Annotated in this window: 12 protein-coding genes and 1 pseudogene; 5 read left to right on the plus strand and 8 right to left on the minus strand. The window is 72.5% G+C overall.

What is annotated here, in order from left to right:
• Positions 1–191: 191 nt before the first annotated feature.
• The 3 genes from ACFTXQ_RS10430 (at position 192) to ACFTXQ_RS10440 (ending at position 2,522) form a co-directional block, all read left to right on the plus strand.
• Positions 192–665 carry a hypothetical protein gene (locus ACFTXQ_RS10430; protein ID WP_382638100.1) on the plus strand — a complete coding sequence of 158 codons (474 nt, stop codon included), beginning with the start codon at positions 192–194 and terminating at the stop codon, positions 663–665.
• A 163-nt stretch (positions 666–828) separates the two neighbouring features.
• On the plus strand, positions 829–1,383 hold the full coding sequence (locus tag ACFTXQ_RS10435) for a hypothetical protein (protein ID WP_382638101.1): 555 nt from the start codon (positions 829–831) through the stop codon (positions 1,381–1,383).
• 128 nt (positions 1,384–1,511) lie between these two features.
• Positions 1,512–2,522 carry a serine/threonine-protein kinase gene (locus ACFTXQ_RS10440; protein ID WP_382638104.1) on the plus strand — a complete coding sequence of 337 codons (1,011 nt, stop codon included), beginning with the start codon at positions 1,512–1,514 and terminating at the stop codon, positions 2,520–2,522.
• A 13-nt stretch (positions 2,523–2,535) separates the two neighbouring features.
• Here the strand turns inward: ACFTXQ_RS10440 and ACFTXQ_RS10445 are convergent, their stop codons facing one another.
• The 6 genes from ACFTXQ_RS10445 to ACFTXQ_RS10470 all read right to left on the minus strand — a co-directional run bounded on the left by ACFTXQ_RS10445 (position 2,536) and on the right by ACFTXQ_RS10470 (position 13,055).
• Positions 2,536–2,766 carry a response regulator transcription factor gene (locus ACFTXQ_RS10445; protein ID WP_382638106.1) on the minus strand — a complete coding sequence of 77 codons (231 nt, stop codon included), beginning with the start codon at positions 2,764–2,766 and terminating at the stop codon, positions 2,536–2,538.
• A 177-nt stretch (positions 2,767–2,943) separates the two neighbouring features.
• The gene (locus ACFTXQ_RS10450; RefSeq protein ID WP_382638108.1) at positions 2,944–4,641 is read right to left on the minus strand and encodes a SpoIIE family protein phosphatase; all 1,698 of its coding nucleotides are present in this window, start codon (positions 4,639–4,641) and stop codon (positions 2,944–2,946) included.
• Positions 4,613–5,404: a 4'-phosphopantetheinyl transferase family protein gene (locus tag ACFTXQ_RS10455; protein WP_382638111.1), complete on the minus strand. Its 792-nt coding sequence runs from the start codon at positions 5,402–5,404 to the stop codon at positions 4,613–4,615. The genes ACFTXQ_RS10450 and ACFTXQ_RS10455 overlap by 29 nt, the downstream gene beginning before the upstream one ends.
• 11 nt (positions 5,405–5,415) lie before the next feature.
• On the minus strand, positions 5,416–10,230 hold the full coding sequence (locus tag ACFTXQ_RS10460) for a type I polyketide synthase (protein ID WP_382638114.1): 4,815 nt from the start codon (positions 10,228–10,230) through the stop codon (positions 5,416–5,418).
• A 75-nt stretch (positions 10,231–10,305) separates the two neighbouring features.
• The gene (locus ACFTXQ_RS10465) at positions 10,306–12,600 is read right to left on the minus strand and encodes an MMPL family transporter (protein WP_382638117.1); all 2,295 of its coding nucleotides are present in this window, start codon (positions 12,598–12,600) and stop codon (positions 10,306–10,308) included.
• Between the two features lie 257 nt (positions 12,601–12,857).
• Entirely contained in the window at positions 12,858–13,055 is a 198-nt protein-coding gene (locus tag ACFTXQ_RS10470; protein WP_382638120.1) for a CsbD family protein, read from the minus strand.
• Between the two features lie 165 nt (positions 13,056–13,220).
• Here ACFTXQ_RS10470 and ACFTXQ_RS10475 point away from each other — a divergent pair, with 165 nt between their 5' ends.
• Complete coding sequence (locus tag ACFTXQ_RS10475; protein ID WP_382638123.1) at positions 13,221–13,376, plus strand: DUF6131 family protein; 156 nt, start codon at positions 13,221–13,223, stop codon at positions 13,374–13,376.
• 407 nt (positions 13,377–13,783) lie between these two features.
• Here ACFTXQ_RS10475 and ACFTXQ_RS10480 read toward each other — a convergent pair.
• Together ACFTXQ_RS10480 and ACFTXQ_RS10485 are read right to left on the minus strand one after the other, a co-directional pair.
• Positions 13,784–14,308, minus strand: a pseudogene (locus ACFTXQ_RS10480) (type 1 glutamine amidotransferase domain-containing protein); the annotation flags it as partial.
• A 93-nt stretch (positions 14,309–14,401) separates the two neighbouring features.
• The gene (locus tag ACFTXQ_RS10485) at positions 14,402–15,409 is read right to left on the minus strand and encodes a glutathione S-transferase family protein (RefSeq protein WP_382638125.1); all 1,008 of its coding nucleotides are present in this window, start codon (positions 15,407–15,409) and stop codon (positions 14,402–14,404) included.
• A 93-nt stretch (positions 15,410–15,502) separates the two neighbouring features.
• Between ACFTXQ_RS10485 and ACFTXQ_RS10490 the strand changes: the two genes are divergently transcribed.
• The gene (locus ACFTXQ_RS10490; RefSeq protein ID WP_382638127.1) at positions 15,503–17,944 is read left to right on the plus strand and encodes a SpoIIE family protein phosphatase; all 2,442 of its coding nucleotides are present in this window, start codon (positions 15,503–15,505) and stop codon (positions 17,942–17,944) included.
• Positions 17,945–18,363: the final 419 nt, after the last annotated feature.

Genomic DNA, 18,363 nt, shown 5'->3' on the forward strand with positions numbered 1-18,363 from the left:
TGGGGCACTGGGGGTACGGTGGGGGGGGTCGGATGGGGCGTGGGTTTACTGCTCCCGTTAATGGTCCCGTTCTACCGGGCCCCGGTCGCCGGGGGGGGGGGCCTTTATGGCCTCCACCCCACCCCCCCACCCCTTTCTCATCCCCACCCCCTCTTGATCAAGGCGACTTGATCACGGCAACGGAGAACCCCATGTCCACGATTTCCTGGCAGCGTCCGCTCATCCTGGCGGCCACCTCCCTGGCCCTCTTCGCCGGTACGGCGTGTGCCGCGCAGGCATCCGAGTCCCACTCCCCGGCCGGCACCAGCTCCTCGGTCGCCGCCGAGCACCCGCCCTGCTTCAAGATCGGCAGGGGTGGAGAGGGCGGCAAGGGCGGCGAGGGCGGCAAGGGCGGCAAGCCCGGTCAGCCGGGCGAGCCCGGCAAGCCCGGCCGCTCCGGATGCCTCCGGTTCAGTGACCTGCCCGACAAGGACAAGTCGGATCTGTCGGTGTTCGACAAGGTGCAGATCGTGCTGCTCCTGGCGGCCGACGACTCGGACGAGATGAGGGACAAGATCACCGAGAAGTACGACCTCTCGGACCACCAGCTCGACACCTGGCAGAAGCAGTACGAGGACGGCGACTGGTTCGCCCTGATGGGAGGTGCCTTCCCCTTCTCCGAGTAAGGAACCAGGGCGGGAAAAGCGGGGGCTGAAGGGTTCCCCGGCCCACATGGGCCGGGGAACCCGCGTCTTTCGGAACCGAATCACCCACTGAACCAACTACTTGGCCAGGGAGAACCTCATGCGTGCCACCTCTTGGAAGTTTCGTCTCGGTATTGCCCTCTCGGTGACTCTGATCGGTGCCGGCGCCATTGCGTCGGACGCCTCGGCCGCTCCGGCCATCCCGACCGCCCAGGTCGTCGCCGTCGGGCACCAGGACCTCGCTCTCGGTGGCGGCGGCAGCGGGCACGGTGGGGACCGGTTCGGAGTCGGCCAGGTGATCGGCAAGCTCAAGGCGGGCGCCGGCGGCGTCCAGGTGGGCAACGGCAGCGTCCGCGTCGGGGACAAGGTCTGCGCCGGCAGCTGCGACGGAACGGTCAACGGCACCAACGGCTCCAAGGGCGGGGTCTGCGTCGGGCAGTGCAACGGCAGCGGCAACGGCGGCACCGGCACCGACGGCGGTCCCGGCGGCACCGGCCAGGACGGCGGCAAGGGCGGCGTCTGCGTCGGCGTGTGCCGCGGCAGCGTGAACGGCGGCGACGGCGGCAACGGCGGGGCCGCGCCGGTCCCCGGGGGCGACGGCGGCGCCGGCGGCCGGGGCGGCGACGGCGGCATCTGCGTCGGCCTCGGCTGCGAGACCAGCGGTCAGGGCGGGCGGGGCGGCAACGGCGGCACCGGCTGACCCCCGCCCCCGACCCGACGACGTCCTCCAGCGCGGCTTCGCTGGAGGACGTCCTGCGCGTCCGGCCTTGGACGGGCACACGTGTGGATCACTGGATAGACTTTCAAGTACGGAAGGACGGGGTCGGCATGGGCACGGCATCCAACCTGAGCCAGTACACGGGCCGGCCCTCCGGCCTGATCGGCCAGCAGATCGCGGGCTACCGGATCGAGCGCCTGATCGGCCGCGGCGGCATGGCCGTCGTCTACTGCGCCAAGGACCTGCGCCTGGACCGTACGGTCGCCCTCAAGCTGATCGCCCCGGAGCGCGCCCGCGACGACACCTTCCGGCGCCGCTTCACCCACGAATCGAGGGTGGCGGCGAAGATCGACCACCCGCACATCGTGCCGATCTACGAAGCCGGGGAGACCGAGGGCGTCCTGTACATCGCCATGCGCTACGTCTCCGGCCTGGACCTGCGGGCCCTGCTGGACCGCGACGGCCCGCTCCCCGCCCCGACCGCGCTGCGCATCGCCACCCAGGTGGCATCCGCACTCGACGCCGCCCACGCGCACGATCTGGTGCACCGGGACGTCAAGCCCGGAAACATCCTGGTCGCCGCGGGCACGGACAGCGAGCACCCCGAACACATCTATCTCACGGACTTCGGACTGACGAAGAAGTCGCTGTCCCTCAGCGGGATCACGACCGCCGGCGAGATCGTCGGCACGCTCGACTACATGGCGCCGGAACAGATCTCCGGCCGTCCGGTGGACGGCAGGTGCGACATCTACAGCCTCGCCTGCGTCGTCTACGAATGCCTCACCGGCGGGCCGCCCTTCCAGCGCGAGGAGGACATGGCGCTGCTGTGGGCGCACCAGTACGACCCGGCCCCCCTCCTTACGGAGAGGATGCCGGGTCTTGCGCCCGCTGCGGACGAGGTCATGACGAAGGCTCTGGCGAAGGTCCCCGAGGACCGCTACGGGTCCTGCCTGGAATTCGTGGCGGCCCTGCGCGCCGCCACGGGCGGTGGAGCGGTGGCCGGTGTCGTGGCCGACCCGTCGGTCCGTACGGACGCCGGGTCCTCCGGGATCACGCGGAACCCCGCGCCCCCGCCGGAGCCGCCGGCCTGGGCCCTGCCGGTCTTCGGCGGGCCGTAGGGACGGTCCGCCGTCACAGCCCCAGGGAGATGGCCAGTCGGGTCAGCTCGGCGGTGGTGTTGATGCCCAGCTTGGCCCGGATGCGGCGGAGGTAGGCGTCGACCGTGTGCTTCGAGAGCCCCATCAGACGCGCCGTCTGCAGGTAGGTGCACCCTGCCGCGATGTGGCGCAGTGCCTCCTGCTCGCGCGGGGCCAGCGCCGGGAGGGGGGCTTCGTCGTACGAGGTGCCGAGGGCGAGGCTCATGGGATTTCCTCCGACGGATCGGTCAGGTCATCTCTGCTCGCATCCTCGGAAGCAGTTGGACATCTACCGGAATGTCGGTATTTGTCCTTACCGAAAACCTTGACCGCGCCACTTCACGACGCCGTCCGTCGACTGTCACAGCCGCGTCACAGGGAAGGGCCGAAGGTCCCTGGCTCCTCAGAATCCGACGAGGGACTGCTCGGCCCAGATCGTCTTGCCGACGGGAGCGTGCCGCGTGCCCCAGCGCTGGGCGAGCTGGGCGACCAGCAGCAGCCCCCGCCCTCCCTCGTCGAAGATCCGCGCGCGCCGCATGTGCGGGGCCGTGTTGCTCGCGTCGGAGACCTCGCAGATCAGGGTGGTGCTCTCGTGGATCAGCCGCAGCTGGATGGGCGGCTGGCCGTAGCGGATGGCGTTGGTGACCAGCTCGCTGACCAGGAGTTCGGTGACGAAGGCGGCCTCTTCGAGCCCCCAGGCCGTCAGCTGGTCGGTGGCGTGCCGGCGAGCGTCGGCGACGACGGAGGGGTCGGAGGACAGGTCCAGGACGACGACCTTGTCGGAGTGCAGGGCCCTGGTCCGGGCGACGAGCAGCGCTACGTCGTCATCGGGGCGGTGGGTCAGCAGGGCCGTCAGTACGCGGTCGCACACCGTCTCCAGTGAGGAGGCGGGACGTACGAGGGCCGCGAACATGCTGTCCAGGGCCTCGTCGAGGTCGCGCTCGCGGGGCTGGAGCAGGCCATCGGTGTACAGGGCGAGGATGCTGCCCTCGGGCAGCTCGACCTCGGCGGTCTCGAAGGGCAGGCCCCCCAGGCCCAGCGGCGGGCCGGCGGGGACGTCGAGGAGGTACACGGAGCCTTCCGGGGAGACCACGGCGGGCGGGGGGTGGCCAGCCCGGGCGACCGTGCAGTGGCGGGTCACCGGGTCGTAGACCACGTACAGGCAGGTGGTGCCGATGCCCCCGGCGGATTCCCCGGAGCCGTCCCGGTCGGCGTCGTCGGCGGACAGGTGGATGATCAGGTCGTCGAGGTGGGTGAGCAGCTCGTCGGGCGGCAGGTCCACGTCGGCCAGGGTGCGTACCGCGGTGCGCAGCCGGCCCATCGTCGCGGCGGCCCGGATGCCGTGGCCGACGACGTCGCCGACGACCAGGGCCACCCGTGCGCCCGACAGCGGGATCACGTCGAACCAGTCGCCGCCCAGCCCGGCCTCGGTGCCCGCCGGCAGGTAGCGGGAGGCGATCTCCAGCGCCGGTTGCTGGGGCAGCGTGTGCGGGAGCAGGCTGCGCTGCAGCGTCATGGTGGTGGTGTGCTCTCGCGTGGCGCGGGCGCTGTCCGGGGCGGCGCCGTCGGGCACGGCGGGAGCGACGGGAGCGACGGGCGCGGCGGGCGCGGCGGTCACGTTCGGTTCGAGCATCTGCTGCGGACCGCCCTCGACCCCGGTCCTGTCGTGCGCTACCAGGAACACGGCGCGCACGCGGCCGTCCGCGTCCCGCAAGGGCGCCAGCGAGGTCGACCAGCCGTGCTCCGCGCCCGTACCCCCGGGGCGGACGAAGGCGTCCACCGACTGCGGCTCACCGGTCTCCAGCACCAGGCGCATCTTCCGCTCGGTCTCGTCGCTCACGGGATCAGGGGCGATCTCCGGCAGACGGCGGCCGCGCATCTCGGCCTCCGCGAGGGACAGCGTGTGCTCCATGCCGACGTTCGCCCGCACCAGCCGCAGGTCCGCGTCGAAGACCGCGAGGTAGCAGGGGGACTGGGCGAACGCCCACTCCCTCAGCGATTCGTCCCAGGGCGTACTGCCTGACGCGGCCGTGGGTGCCGCCTCGCGGGAGACGTCCGTCTCCTCGGGCCGCTCACCGGGAGAGGTGGGAACTCGCTCCATCGCCGCTCATCTCGCCCTCGCTAGTTCTTGCCCGCTGTCCCACGGGAACCTGCACGGCCAGGGGCTCCACTGACAAGCATGATCCGGCGGACGGAGGAGCACCAACGCAGTGCGGCGGGGCCCCGTCCGCCAGGACCAGGGCCAGGACCGCCTCCCCGGCCCGCCAGACCATCGCGCGGCGCCGTGCGCCGAGTACGGGCGGCCGCAGGCCGAGGATGGGGATGCGGCGCGGAGCGGCGCCGAAGACACTGCTCCGGTCGGCCTTGACCGCGGCCTCCTTCAGCGCCCAGGCACCGGCCATGACCTCGGCCCGGCCCGTACCGATCAGGGCGAGCTCGCCGGGGGAGAGCGCGTGGTCCGCGACCCGGCGTACCGCGTCGGCCGAACCGGTCTCGCACAGGTCCACTCCGGTCGCCTGCGGTGCGAGGGCCGCGGCGACGTGGCCCGCGGTGTGGCTGATGGAGACGTTCAGTGCGGGCACCGGGCGGCCCCCGACGCGTACGCAGGGGCTGCCGTCCTCCCGGGGGAGGATCTCCACGTCCTGCGGCGGCGCGGAGACGGTGTCGCAGACCAGGCGCTTGGCGAGCAGCCGCCCGGCCGCCCACTCGGCCCGCCGCCGGGCCGGCAGCGCGTGGGCCACGCGCTGTTCGGCCGGTGAGAGGACCGGCGCCCGGTGGAGGTCGGAGCGCCGGGCCACGATGAGGGCGGCTGCGCCCCACCGGTGGATGAGGCCCGGCGCGATCGGCGGGAACACGGTGTCCATGCCGGCGGGTCTCAGGCCGCACGGGCCGTGTCGGTGGCGGGCTGCCGCAGACCGTGCTCCAGCGCGGTCACCGTCCGCCGGATCTGCTCGGGCGTGTGGTCACAGGTGAGGAAGAAGCGCAGCCGGGTCATGTCCTCCGGTACCGCCGGATAGAGGATGGGGTTGACGCTGATGCCCTGCCTGAACAGGGACTCCGCGAGCCCCACGGTCTTCGCCGAGTCCCCGAGGATGCACGGGACGATCGGCGTGTCGTGGCTGTCCCCGATGTCGATGCCCGCATCGTGCGCGAGGCGGGCGAACAGGGCCGCGTTCTCCGCGAGACGCGCCACCCGCTGCGGCTCGGCCCGCAGCAGACGCAGGGCCGCCAGCGATGCGGCCGCGTCGGCCGGGGTCATGCCGGCGCTGTAGACGAAGCCGGGAACCGTGTAGCGCAGGTAGTCGACCACCGAGCGGCTCCCCGCGACGTAGCCGCCGCAGCTCGCCAGTGCCTTGGACAGCGTGCCCGACCACAGGTCGACGGCCGAGCGCTCGATGCCGTGGTACTCGCCGATGCCGCGCCCCGTCGCGCCGATCGTTCCGATGCTGTGTGCCTCGTCGATCATCAGGAGCGCGCCGTGCCGGCGCTTGACCTCGACGAGCGCGGGCAGGTCGGCGATGTCGCCGTCCATGCTGTACACGCCCTCGATGACGACGAGCACCCGCCGGTACTGGTGGCGGACCTGCATGAGGATCGCGTCGAGGGCGGCCGCGTCGTTGTGGGGGAACGGGCGACGGGTCGCTCCGGAGAGCTTGCACCCCTGCAGGATGCTGTCGTGGGCGAGCGCGTCGTGGATGACGAGGTCCCCGGGGCCGACGAGGTGCCCGATCACGGTGACGTTGGTGGCGTGCCCGTTGGCCAGGGCGAGCGCGGACTCGCAACCGAGGTGGCCGGCCAGTTCCGCCTCGAGCTCCACGTGGAGCGGACGGTTGCCGGACAGGAGCCGGCTGGCGGACACCGAGGTGCCGTAGCGGGTGATCGCCTCCTTGGCCGCCTCGTTCACCTGCGGGTGCGTCGCCAGGCCCAGGTAGTTGTAACTGGAGAAGGAGAGGAGTTCGCGGCCGTCGATGACGGTCCTGTCCGTGATGCCGCCCTCGTGGACGAGGAAGTACGGATTGGGCAGGCCCGCCCCGGCGAGCAGGGCGAGGCGCTCGCCGTGGGCGCCGACCTCCGGGAAGCACTCGATCCGCGTGTGCTCCTCGGGGATCGGCTCGGGGGCCGGCGGGACCACGGTCAGGTGGGCGGGCGACGACGGCGGGGCCTGCGGCCCGTCGTCGGCGCGCTGACCGGGGACGGCGGTGGGCCGGTCGGCCACCGGAACGTTCGCGATCAACGCGGCGATCTTCGCTACGGTCGGGCGGTCGGCGGCCTTCTCGTCGAACCTCCACTGCGGCCACTGCCGCTTGAGCGAGACGAACAGGTCGGTCAGCATCAGCGAGTCCAAGCCGAGGTCGTCGATCAGCAGCTGGTCGTGGCGCAGGTGGTCCACGGGGAAGGCGCTGATCCGGGCCACGTGCGCGAGTACGACGCCGGTGATCTCCTCGATGCTTCCGGTCGGTGGAAGCTGCTCGACGGCCGGGGAGCGGGGGGCGGGCGGGTCGGCGGGCGTTTCGGGTGCCTCAGGGACTTCGGGTGCCTCGGGGGCTTCGGCGGCCGCCCGGGGGAGCTCGGTGGTCTCGGGGATCTCAGGGGTCGCGGAGACCTCGGGAACCTCGGGGACCTCGGGGACCTCGGGCTCGCGGACGGCCGCGACCGTCGCAGGTGTGGCGACGGGGGCGGCGGGCTGCTGCCCGGGCAGCGCCTCGCCGAGGCGGCTGAGCAGCGCCGCCTGCTGCTGCACCAGCTGGAGCAGTTCCTGCATCGCGTCCTGCGCGGGCTCGTTCACGGGGTCGTTCATCGGGGTCTCCTGGGTGGGTGCGGGCTGGGGCGGAACGGGGGAGGGGGCGGTGGTGGCAGTGGCGGGGGCGTCCTTACGGCCGGGGCGCTTGGCGGACGTCCAGTAGGACTGGCCGTCGAGCCCGGCCACCGGCAGGTCCAGCCGACGCCGGCCCTCCTCGGGAACCAGGGCGCGCGGGTCGACCGGGGCGCCCATGACCGCGAGCCGGGCGAGGGCCAGGACGAAGCTGCGGCCGCTGTCCGGCCCCGCCCCGCCGACCGGGATGACGTGGACGTCGCCGTGGCCGACGAGGTTGCGGCGGACCGAGGTGAGGAGCGAGTTGCCGCCGGTCACCTGGAGGAACACGCGGGCTCCCTCGTCGTAGGCGGTGTGGACGGCATCGCCGAAGTGCACCGGGGTGGAGGCGTGCCGGGCCCACAGGTCGCGCAGCCGCTGGGGGTCGGTGCAGACCGCCGCGTCCACGGACGAGACGAACGGCAGGACGGGGCTGCTGATCGTGCGGTCGGCGAGGTCGGTCCGCATGGGCTCCTCGACGGAGGTCAGCCGCGGCGAGTGGAAGGAGTTGGCCACCTCCAGCGTCACGGTGACGACCCCGGCCCCGGCGCAGGACTCCCGCAGGGCGGCGAGCGCCCCCGGGGTACCGCTGACCACGACCTGGCGCGGCTGGTTGAAGCAGGCGAGCCACACGTCGTCGATGCCGTTCATGAGCCGGCGGCAGGTCTCCTTGTCGGCCTGTACGGCGACCATCCCGCCCCGGACGCCGGCTTCGGCCTGCCGCAGGACGGCACCCCGGTGGACCAGCAGCCGGACGGTGTCCTCGTCGGTGAGCGCCCCGGCCGCCGCGGCCGCGGCGAACTCCCCGACGCTGTGGCCGAGGGTGAGGTCCGGGGCGATGCCGCAGCCCGCGAGCAGCCGGGTGGCGGCGATCTGGACGGTACCGAGCAGCGGCTGGCAGACGTCGGTGGCGGCGAGGCGCTGCCTCAGCTCCTCTGCGTCGTCGCCACGGGTCGTCGCGGCCTCGCCGTACAGCAGATCGGTGAGGTCGAAGCCGGTGTCCCGCCGGGCCACGGCGCCGAGGAGACCGACGGTCGAGCGGAACCCGGCGAACCTCTCGTAGAGGTCCTGCATCATGCCCGGGCGCTGACTGCCCTGCCCGGGGTAGAGGAAGGCGATGCGGCGCTGCGCGGCCGGCAGGGGCGCGTCGGCGGTGAAGGCGCCGTCGCCGAGGTCGCCGGTGGCGCCCTCCTCGAGCTGCCGGCGGGCGTGGCGCAGCCGCTGGGTGAACCCCGCCGTGTCGCAGGCCACGATCGCGAGCCGGGCCGTGAGCGTCTCTCGCGAGCCCAGAGTGTGGGCCAGCGCCTCGATCGTCACGCCGGACGCCCGGTCCACGGCGTCGAGTACGTCGCCGATGTGCTTGACCAGCAGGGCCCGGCTGCCCGCCGACAGCATGAGGAGCTGCGGCCCCGCGGCCACCGCGCCTTCCGTGCCCTCACCCCGTACGGAGGGGTGGCACAGGGGCACCGCGGGGGGCTCCTCCAGGACCACGTGCACGTTCGTGCCGCCGAAACCGAACGAGCTGACGGCGGCCCGCCGCGGGGCGCCGGGGCTCGGCCAGGGCCGCGCGGTGTGCGCGAAGCGCAGACCCGCGGCGGAGACGGGCAGGTCCGGGTGGGGGGTGGTCTCCGGCTGCGGCACGATCGTGCGGTGGTGGACGACCAGGGCCGTCTTGATCAGTCCCGCGATGCCCGCCGCGGACAGGGAGTGCCCGATGAGGGCCTTGCCCGAGGAGAGGTAGCACAGCGAGGGGTCGTCGTCGGGGTACTCGGTGCGCAGCCGGCGCAGCGCCTCCAGCTCCGCACGGTCGCCGACGGCGGTGCCGGTGCCGTGGGCCTCCAGGAAGCCCACGGAGGACGGGGGCAGCCCCGCGTCGTCGTAGGCGCGGTGCATGGCACGCAGCTGGCCTTCGGGGGTGGGGGCCAGCGGTCCGGGGGACGCCCCGTCGTTGGCCGAGCCGATGCCCTTGATCACCGCGTAGACGCGGTCGCCGTCGGCCAGCGCGTCGGCCAGCGGCCGGATGATGACGGCGCCGGCGCCCTCGCCGAGGACGAAGCCGTCGGCCGTCTCGTCGAAGGGGCGGCACACCCCGGAGGCGGACAGCGCACGGAGCTTGGAGAAGCCGACCAGACTGTCCGGGGTCAGGTTGAGGTACACGCCGCCGACGACGGCGATCCGGCAGCTCCCCTGCCGCAGTTGGGCGACGGCCTGGTCGAGGGCGACCAGCGAACTGGAGCAGGCGGCGTCGACGGCGTAGCTGGGGCCGCCGAGGTCGAACTGCCGGCTGACGGTGCCCGCCGCCATGTTGAGCAGGCTCCCCGGCAGGGTGAAGGCATGGACGGTGCCGAGCTGCTCCGCCTGCTCCTTGACGGCCGCGAGGCCTTCGCGGTCGTCCGCCGCGAGTGATTCCTCGGCCAGCCCGATGGCCCGGAGCGGGACCGCCATGAGGTCCTTGTAGTCGGACACCGAGATCCCGAAGAAGACTCCGGTGTTCTCCCGGTCGAAGTCGCCGCGGCCCATGCCCGCGTCCTCGAGTGCCTCGCGGGAGACGTCGAGCATCAGCCGGTGCTGCGGGTCCATCGCCCGGGCGCGGGCGGGCGGCAGGCCGTAGTGCAGGGCGTCGAAGCGGTCCACGTCCTCCAGGAAGGCGACCTGGTCGGTGTAGGCGGCGTTGCGGGCCGACGCGTTGCCGGGGGCGTGGAAGACCTCGTGGTTCCAGCGCTCGGGCGGGACGGCGGAGAACTGCCGTTCGCCGCTCATCATGAGCTGCCAGTAGGAGTGGATGTCCGAGGCGCCGGGGAAGCGGCAGCCGAGTCCGGTGATGGCGATGTCGGTCATGACGGTGATTCCTTGCGGTAGTGCCCTGGGCGGAGAGCGACCGGGGCGGTGGGGACGAGGGGTGCGCCCTGGTGGTCAGCGGCGCGCGTGTGCGTGTGCGGGGGTGTGAGCGTGGTTGCGGACGTTGACACGGGCGGGGATGCGGCCCGGGGGGCACCGGCCCGGAGGGCGGCACCCGGTGGTGCCCGGGGGAGGACGGGGCGCCGGGCGCGGCGCCCTGGGCCGCAGCAGCCGCGGTGCCCACCAGTTCAGGTCGCCCGCCAGGCGCATGAGCGCCGGTACGAGGACGCCCCGTACGAGCGTGGCGTCGAGGAGGACGCCGAGGCCGGCGCCGATCCCGAAGAACTGGAGGAGGGAGACCCGGGAGGTGCCGAAGCTCAGGAGGGTGAAGGCGAGGAGGGCGCCGGCGGTGGTGACGATGCCGCCCGTGTGGGCGAGGCCCGAGACGATCGAGTCGGCGTTGTCCTCCCCGGCCTCGTGCGCCTCCTTGATGCGCGCGAGGACGAACACCTCGTAGTCCACCGAGAGTCCGAAGACGATGCAGAACAGCAGCACGGGCATGGTCGTGGTGAGCGGTCCGGGCGTGAAGTCCAGCAGGCTGCTGAAATGGCCCGTCTGGAAGATCCACACCATGGCGCCGAGGACGGCCACGAGGCTCAGGGCGTTCAGCGCGATGGCCTTCAGGGGCAGCAGCAGGCTGCGCGTGAAACCGAACAGCAGCGCGGACGTGGTGAGGGTGATCACGGCGAGCGCCAGCGGGATCCGGCTCCCCACCGTGTCCTTGGCGTCGACGAGCACCGCGCTCGGTCCGCCGACGAGGACGTCGGTGCCCGCCGGGGCGGGAAGCGCGCGGATGTCGTGCACGAGCTGCTGGGCGGCGCGCGACTGGGGGTCGGCCGTCGGTACCACGGAGAGCAGGCGCGGGCCGTCGCCGACGGGCTTGGCGGCGGCGGGGGCGGGGCCGGGAGCCGCCGCCCTGCTGCCGAGCCGGAAGCTGCCCTGGGGACCGGTGACCTGGGCGACCTGCGGGAGCGCGGACAGCCGGCGGGCGTAGTCCTCCTGGGCCGACGCCGGCGCCTTGCCGGTGACGACGACGGTGAGGGCGCTGGAGCCCTTCATGTCGAACGCGTCGCGCACCAGGTCACCGGTCTGCCGACTGGACGCGCTCATCGGCAGCGCCCGGTCGTCGGGGGTGGCGAATCCGGCGTGCGCGAACGGTGCGGCGAGCAGCACCAGCAGTCCGATCACCGGCAGCGCCGCGATCAGCGGGCGGCGTACGACGATCCGCGCCAGCCCCTCCCAGAAGCGGGACCCCGAGCCCAGCTGCACCCGGCGGCGCCACGGCACGGCCCAGGCGTTGACCCGGTGCCCGAGCAGCGTGAGCAGGGCCGGCAGCACGGTCACGGCGCTCACCGCGGCGATCGCCACCACGGCGATGCCCGCGTAGGCGAAGGAGCGCAGGAAGTACGGGGGGAACACCAGGAGCGTGGCGAGCGCGGCGGAGACCGTCGCGGCACTGAAGACGACGGTGTGGCCCGCGGTGCGCACGGTCCGGATGGCGGCGGTGCGCGGCAGGTAGCCGTGGGCGAGCTCCTCACGGAACCGCGAGACGATCAGCAGCCCGTAGTCGATGCCCAGCCCCAGGCCCAGTGCGGTCGTGAGGTTCAGCGCGAACACGGAGACGTCGGTGACGGCGCCGAGGGCGCTCAGGACCAGCAGCGTCCCGCCGATGGCCAGGATCCCGATCAGCAGGGGCAGCGCGGCGGCCACGGCACTGCCGAAGACGAGGACCAGCAGGATCAGGGTGCCCGGCAGGACGACGGACTCGGCCCGCTTCAGGTCGGATTCGGAGAGGTCCTGGAGCTCGGCGTCGATGAGCGCCGTCCCCCCGACGCGCACGTTCAGGTCCTTCGTGGAGACGGGCGCGGTGGTCAGGCCCTTGCCCAGCCGCTTGACGCGCGCTGCGAGCTGCTCGCCCTCGCCGTCCACGTGCGCGACCAGCATGGCCGCGTGACCGTCCCGGCTGCGCAGCTCCGCCGGCTTGCCGGTCCAGTACGAGGACACGGCGCTCACCTGCGGCTGGGCGGCGAGGAGCCTGGTCAGGCCCTCGCCCGCGGCGCGGGCCGCCGGGTCGTCGACGGAACCGCTGCGGGCCTCGGCGACGACGACCAGGTTGGGGGAGGCGCCCAGGTGCTTGGCCGCCACGCTCGCGGCACGGCTGGACTCGGAGTGCGGGTCGTCGTACCCCTGCGTCTTCAGCCGGCTGGTCGCCTCCGCGCCGAACACCGCGGACAGTACGAGGAACACCAGCGCGGCGAACAGCACGAGTCGGGGGCGACGCGTCACGAAGACGCCTGCGCGACGGGACATGGATTCCTCTATCCGGGTGGCGGTTGGCTCCTGCCCTTGCGCAGGAGGCCGATCTCCACCGTGCCCGGATGAGGGGCGGGGCCGTAGCCCCGGCTGTTCGTTACTTGACAGGCGGCCGCGACCCAAACTCCGTGCCCTGACCTGCGACGATCCGGTCTCCGGGGCTCAGGGGGCCGGTCGCCCCCGCGCACGCGTGGCCCCCGACGACCGCTCGTCGGGGGCCACGCTCTGCGGTGTACGGGTCTACGGCGCAGGGGTCAGATCCCGCGGCCGCGCGGCGCGTCCCTGGCTGCCCGTGCCCGGTCCGAGGCCTTGCCGATGGTCTCCTCGGCCTCGCCCTTGACCTGCTCCAGCTTGCCTTCGGCCGCCAGCCGCTCGTTGCCGGTGACCCTGCCGATGGCCTCCTTCGCCCTGCCCTTGGCCTTGTCCATCCTGCCCTTGGCCTTCTGCCCCATCGCGAACTCCTTTCCGAACGCAGCTCTGCACCGGAGTGCCCGAGATGCGCCTGCCCCGCCTCCGGAGTCCGAACCCGAGTGCCAGGAGTTGCCGCAAAAAGGCGTGAAACGCCTCAAAAGTGGTAAACGCAGGACGTCCGCGCTTTGCAGGACAAGGAGGCTCTCATGATTATCCTCGGCGTGATTCTGCTGATCCTGGGCTTCGTCTTCGGGATATCCATCCTGTGGACGATCGGCCTGATCCTCGTCCTGGTGGGCGTGGTGCTGTGGGTGCTCGGCGGGGTCGGGCACGCGGTCGGAGGCCGACGGCACTATTGGTGACGACCAGGCGTGACGACTGCGGGCGAGGGCGCCCGAGCCCGGCCGGTGACGCCGGCGACGGCGCCTGACGCCCGGCCGGGAAGGCCTCACATGTGCCGGTTGGCGTAGTACTGCTCGATGAGGCGGATGCTGGCGACATCGTCGTCGTGGCGTCCGCTCTCGAAGTCGGGCGAGTGCTTGACCTCGTCCTTGGTGGCGGAGACATGGACCGTCCGGTTCTCCGCGTCGATCCGGTCGACGACCTCCGTCGGGACCAGGACGTGACGCCCGAAGATCCACGGGCCGGTGTCGACGACGAGGTGGCTGCTCCCCGCTTCGGGTGAATGGCGGTCCACCGTGCCGATGTGTCCGTCGGAGGCCTCGACCCGGTAGCCGACCAGGCTGTCGTCCCGCTGCCGGGGCTGGTCGAATTCCCGGATGACGGAGGCGCAGAACACCTCCAGGTCGCCCGGTTTCCGGCTGGTGATCAGCGTGGAGGGCGCCGCCCGGCAGACCCAGACCGGCTCGTCGACCCAATTGCCGCCGGCATTGCGGATGTCGGTGGCCAGGCTCGGCCACGAGGTCAGCGTCCGGCCCCGCACGACATCGGCTTCCACCAGCGTCCAGGGGGCGTGGCAGATCGCCGCGACGGGCTTGCCCTCGGTGAAGAAGCTCCGGGTGAATCCGACGGCGCGCTCGTTCATCCGCAGGGCGTCGGGGTTGGCGACCCCGCCGGGCAGGACGAGCGCGTCGAAGGCCTCCGAGGTGTCACCGGCGAGTATGTGGTCGACGGTGAAGCGGCCGGCCTTCTCCAGGTGGTGGTAGGCCTGTACCTGCCCGGGCGCGGTCGAGACCAGCTGGGGATTCCAGCCCGCTCCCAGGACGGCTTTCCACGGTTCGGTGAGTTCGACTTCTTCCACGCCTTCGGGCGCGGTGAGAAAAGCGATGCGCACCGCTCTACCTCCTTTTCCTTCGCCCCCCGGACCTGCTTTCGGATACCTCCTGCGGCTGCCCCGTCACGGGCCGTTCAAGCAGCGGGCCGTCCCTCAGCCGAGCGGGGTGTGGGCGGCCGGGACCGCCTCCCCCGGGGCGGCCGGCCCGGGCGGGGTGCCGTCGCCGAACGGGCGCCCTCCCAGGTCGGCCCGGCCGTGTGGCGCGAGCCAGCCCGACAGGTCGGGGCCGGCGGGCACGATGCCGGTGGGGTTGATGTCGTCGTGCACCAGGTAGTAGTGCCGCTTGATGTGGTCGAAGTCGACGGTGTCGCCGAAGCCGGGTGTCTGGAACAGGTCCCGCGCGTACGCCCACAGCACCGGCATCTCGCTGAGCTTGTTCCGGTTGCACTTGAAGTGGCCGTGGTAGACGACGTCGAAGCGGACGAGCGTGGTGAACAGCCGCACGTCGGCTTCGGTGATCGTGTCGCCGACGAGGTAGCGGGAACGTTCGAGGCGCTCCGACAACCAGTCGAGCCGGGCGAACAGCCGCTCGTACGCGGCGGCGTAGGACTCCTGCGACCCGGCGAACCCGGCCCGGTAGACGCCGTTGTTCACGTCTTGGTACACCACCTCGTTCACCGCGTCGATCTGCGGCCGCAGCGCGGGCGGGTAGAGGGCGGGCGCCCCGGCCCTGTGGTGGGGCGCCCACTCCACCGACATGTCGAGCGTGATCTGCGGGAAGTCGTTCGTGACCACCTTCCCGGTCGGGACGTCCACGATCGCCGGCACCGTGATGCCGCGGTCGTAGCCCGGGTCCAGCGCGAGGTAGGCCTCCTCCAGGCGCTCGATGCCGAGCACGGGGTCGCGCCCGCCCGGATCGAGGTCGAAGGTCCAGCTGTGCTCGTCGTGCACCGGCCCGGCGATGGCCATCGGCAGCGCCCGCTCCAGCCCGAGGAGGCGCCGTACGACCACGGCGCGGCTCGCCCACGGACAGGCGCGGCTGACCACCAGACGGTAGCGGCCCGCCTCCACACGAGGACCGTCGCGCCCGTCGGCGGTGATCCGCGTGGTGACGTAGCGGCTGTCGCGGCTGTACTCCTTGCCTGCGGTTACGTATTTCACGCCCTGCGCCTACCCCCGGACCCGGCGGTCAGGCACCCGGCTTTTCACGTCATCCGGGCTTCCCAGGCCCGGGAGGAGTGGCATTCTCGATGTATGAAGGGCGACCCCCTGCTCCCCGATGCCGGCGACGGCGCGGCACCCGAGGTGCTGGCGCTGGCCAAGGTCGTGGCCCGGCTGCGCGCCGAGGTCGTGGACCTGGAGGGCGTCGCCTCGATGACGGCTGTCCTGGAGCGGGCCAAGGGCGTGGTGATGGCTCAGGAGGGCGTGTCCGCGGACGCCGCGTACGAGCTGCTCCTGGAGCGTGCCGCCCAGAGGCGGCGGACCCCCCTGGAGGAGTGCTGGATCACCCTGGGGCGGGCCGGCTCGGCTCCCGCGGCCGCCACGGCTGCGGCAGCGGCGCCACCGACGCCCGGGCCGACCGAGCCCGCCGTGCCGGCGGCCGCGGACCTCTCTCCCTTCAGGGCGAGCCGCTACGTCCTCGGCGACGGAGGATCCACCGGGCACCATGTGCTCCTGGCCCGGCTGGCCGAGCGGCTGGCGGACGCCCGGACCGGGGACGACGTCGCGGAACTCCTGAGGGAGGTACTGAACGAGTCGGCGCACGTGGACGCCGTGATGATCTACCACGTGGCGGCGGCCGGAACCCTCGCGCTGACCGGGTGCGCCGGTGCCGGAGAGGCACTGGCCGAGCAGTGGCGCCACATCCCCCCGCTGAGCGGTGTCGCCGCGCTGGAGGCCGTCGCGGCCCAGGAAGCGGTGTGGCTCGAGGACCCGGGGCAGGACGCCCTGCGCTACCTGCTGATCGGGGACCCGCCCGAGCGGTGGCCTTCGCGGGCATGGCTCCCCGTCCCCGGCAATCGGCCGATGACGGCGGTCGTCGGGTTCTTCCGCACCCTCCCGGGCCCCTTCGACGCCCGCACCCGGACCCTGCTGCGGCGGGCCGTCAGGCTGTGCGGCGGGCCGCTCCGGGAGGACAGCGGCCCCCGGGGATCCGATCCGCTCCACGAGGACGTCGATGCCATACAGACGGTCTTCGACGCCCTGTCCGGGCCGGCCGTCCTGCTCACCCCCCTGCACAACGACGCGGGCGAGGTGGAGGACTACCGGATCGACGCGGCGACGCCCCAGTCGGTCGACGTGGCCGGCCGGCTGGGCAAGGAGCTGGTGGGGCGGCGGATCCTGGAGACCTACCCCACCGTGGCGGGCACCGCCCTCTGGGACGGCTACCTGGACACGCTCGGCACGGGCACGGTCTACCAGGGCGAGCCCTTCACCTACGAGGAGGTCACCGCCGGAGTCCAGAAGCAGTCGGTGTACTCGGTCCGGGCCTCCCGGCTCGGCGGGCGCCTGGTGGTGTCCTGGATCCGCTACGACACGAGCGAACGCGAGGCGCGCAGGCTGACCGAACTGCAGCGGCTGGGAAACCTCGGCTGGGCGGGCTGGAACCTGGCCACCGACACCATCACCTGGTCCGAGCAGGTCTACGCCGTCTTCGACCGCGACCCGGCCCTGGGGCCCATGCGGCTGGAGGAGCTGCCCCGGCACCTGGTGGCGGACGACCTGCCGAGGATGGGCGCGGCCGTCGAGCGGCTGCTGCGCGACGGCGGGGCGGTCGACCAGCCCTTCCGCATCACCACCGCGCAGGGCGTGCGGCACCTGAGGATCGTCGCCGAGGCGCAGACCGACGCGGACGGCACACCCGTCGAGGTGCACGGCTTCTTCCAGGACCTCACCGCGCTGCGGGACGCCGAGCTCGCCCTGCTCGAGAGCGAACGCGCCAACCTCGTCCAGCGCGGCATGCTGAAGGCCGAACGGGCGCTCGGCGCCCGGCTCCAGGACACCCTGCTGCCGATCCCCGAGCAGTCGCTCGAACTCGCGGGGCTCTCCGTCGACGTCGCCTACGTCCCCGCCGACATCGGCCTGAACGTCGGGGGCGACTGGTACTCCGCGATCGGACTGCCGGACGGGGGCGCGCTGTTCGTCGTCGGGGACGTCGCCGGACACGGGCTGGCCGCGGTCGGCACCATGGCCCAGCTACGGTTCACCGCCAAGGGCATGACCATCACCGGCTCGGCGCTCCCGGACGTCCTGGGCCGGCTCAACTCCCTCATGCTCCACACGGCTTCGAACCCGGAGGGTGCCACGGCCACCATGGTCATGGGGCGGTACGAGCCCGCGGACCACCGCCTGACCTGGGTACGGGCCGGGCACCTGCCGCCCCTGCTGATCCGGGGCGGAGCGGTGCGCTTCCTGCCCCAGCCGCCGGGCAGCCTCCTCGGCGCCGACGCCGAGTCCGTGTACGGGCAGGACGTGATCGACCTGCTGCCCGGAGACCACCTGTTGCTCTACACGGACGGCCTGGTGGAGGATCCGGGCGAGGACATCGAACGGGGACTTGCCCGGCTCGCCGAGACGGCGCTGCGGCTCCTTCGCGAGGGCGGGGAGGACACGCTCGCACGGCGGCTGGCCGCACAGCGGCCGGGGCACCGGGACGACATCTGCGTCCTGGACATCCACGTTCCCGACGAGCCCTGATCCGCCCGGCACGGCTCCGTCCGGGGCGTCTCACATTGCGGCATTCCCGGTTGGGGGCGCGCGGTGAATGCGGCGCAATTCCACGCATGCGTCTGCCATGCTGATCGGTCATGCGAACTCGCACTTGACGGCCGAGAGTTCAGTGGCCACCTGGCACATGTCCGGGAAGTCGCCGTGCCGGGCGTCCTGTTCGGTCGTCCGCGCACGTCCGCGCAACTCCGCCCACGCGGGGGTCCCGTGGCCGGAAGCAGGCGTTCAGTCAGGCCCCGAAAGAGGGCCGAGTTGGCGCAATATGCACCGGAAATGCATACATTGACGATCAGTCACGTGTTCGTGCCCGGTGATACGATCATCGCGCTTACGAGTGGCGGATGGGCATAAGACGACATCTCCGACCATGGGGGACAACCGGGCCTGAC

The organism is Streptomyces sp. NPDC057010, from assembly GCF_042673805.1.
GTDB lineage: Bacteria > Actinomycetota > Actinomycetes > Streptomycetales > Streptomycetaceae > Streptomyces.

Coding starts and splice junctions, on each gene's coding strand:
- ACFTXQ_RS10475 (WP_382638123.1), top strand. CDS start 13,221: ATGATTATCCTCGGCGTGATTCTGCTGATCCTGGGCTTCGTCTTCGGG.
- ACFTXQ_RS10460 (WP_382638114.1), bottom strand. CDS start 10,230: ATGACCGACATCGCCATCACCGGACTCGGCTGCCGCTTCCCCGGCGCC.
- ACFTXQ_RS10445 (WP_382638106.1), bottom strand. CDS start 2,766: ATGAGCCTCGCCCTCGGCACCTCGTACGACGAAGCCCCCCTCCCGGCG.
- ACFTXQ_RS10490 (WP_382638127.1), top strand. CDS start 15,503: ATGAAGGGCGACCCCCTGCTCCCCGATGCCGGCGACGGCGCGGCACCC.
- ACFTXQ_RS10450 (WP_382638108.1), bottom strand. CDS start 4,641: ATGGAGCGAGTTCCCACCTCTCCCGGTGAGCGGCCCGAGGAGACGGAC.
- ACFTXQ_RS10470 (WP_382638120.1), bottom strand. CDS start 13,055: ATGGGGCAGAAGGCCAAGGGCAGGATGGACAAGGCCAAGGGCAGGGCG.
- ACFTXQ_RS10430 (WP_382638100.1), top strand. CDS start 192: ATGTCCACGATTTCCTGGCAGCGTCCGCTCATCCTGGCGGCCACCTCC.
- ACFTXQ_RS10455 (WP_382638111.1), bottom strand. CDS start 5,404: ATGGACACCGTGTTCCCGCCGATCGCGCCGGGCCTCATCCACCGGTGG.
- ACFTXQ_RS10440 (WP_382638104.1), top strand. CDS start 1,512: ATGGGCACGGCATCCAACCTGAGCCAGTACACGGGCCGGCCCTCCGGC.
- ACFTXQ_RS10465 (WP_382638117.1), bottom strand. CDS start 12,600: ATGTCCCGTCGCGCAGGCGTCTTCGTGACGCGTCGCCCCCGACTCGTG.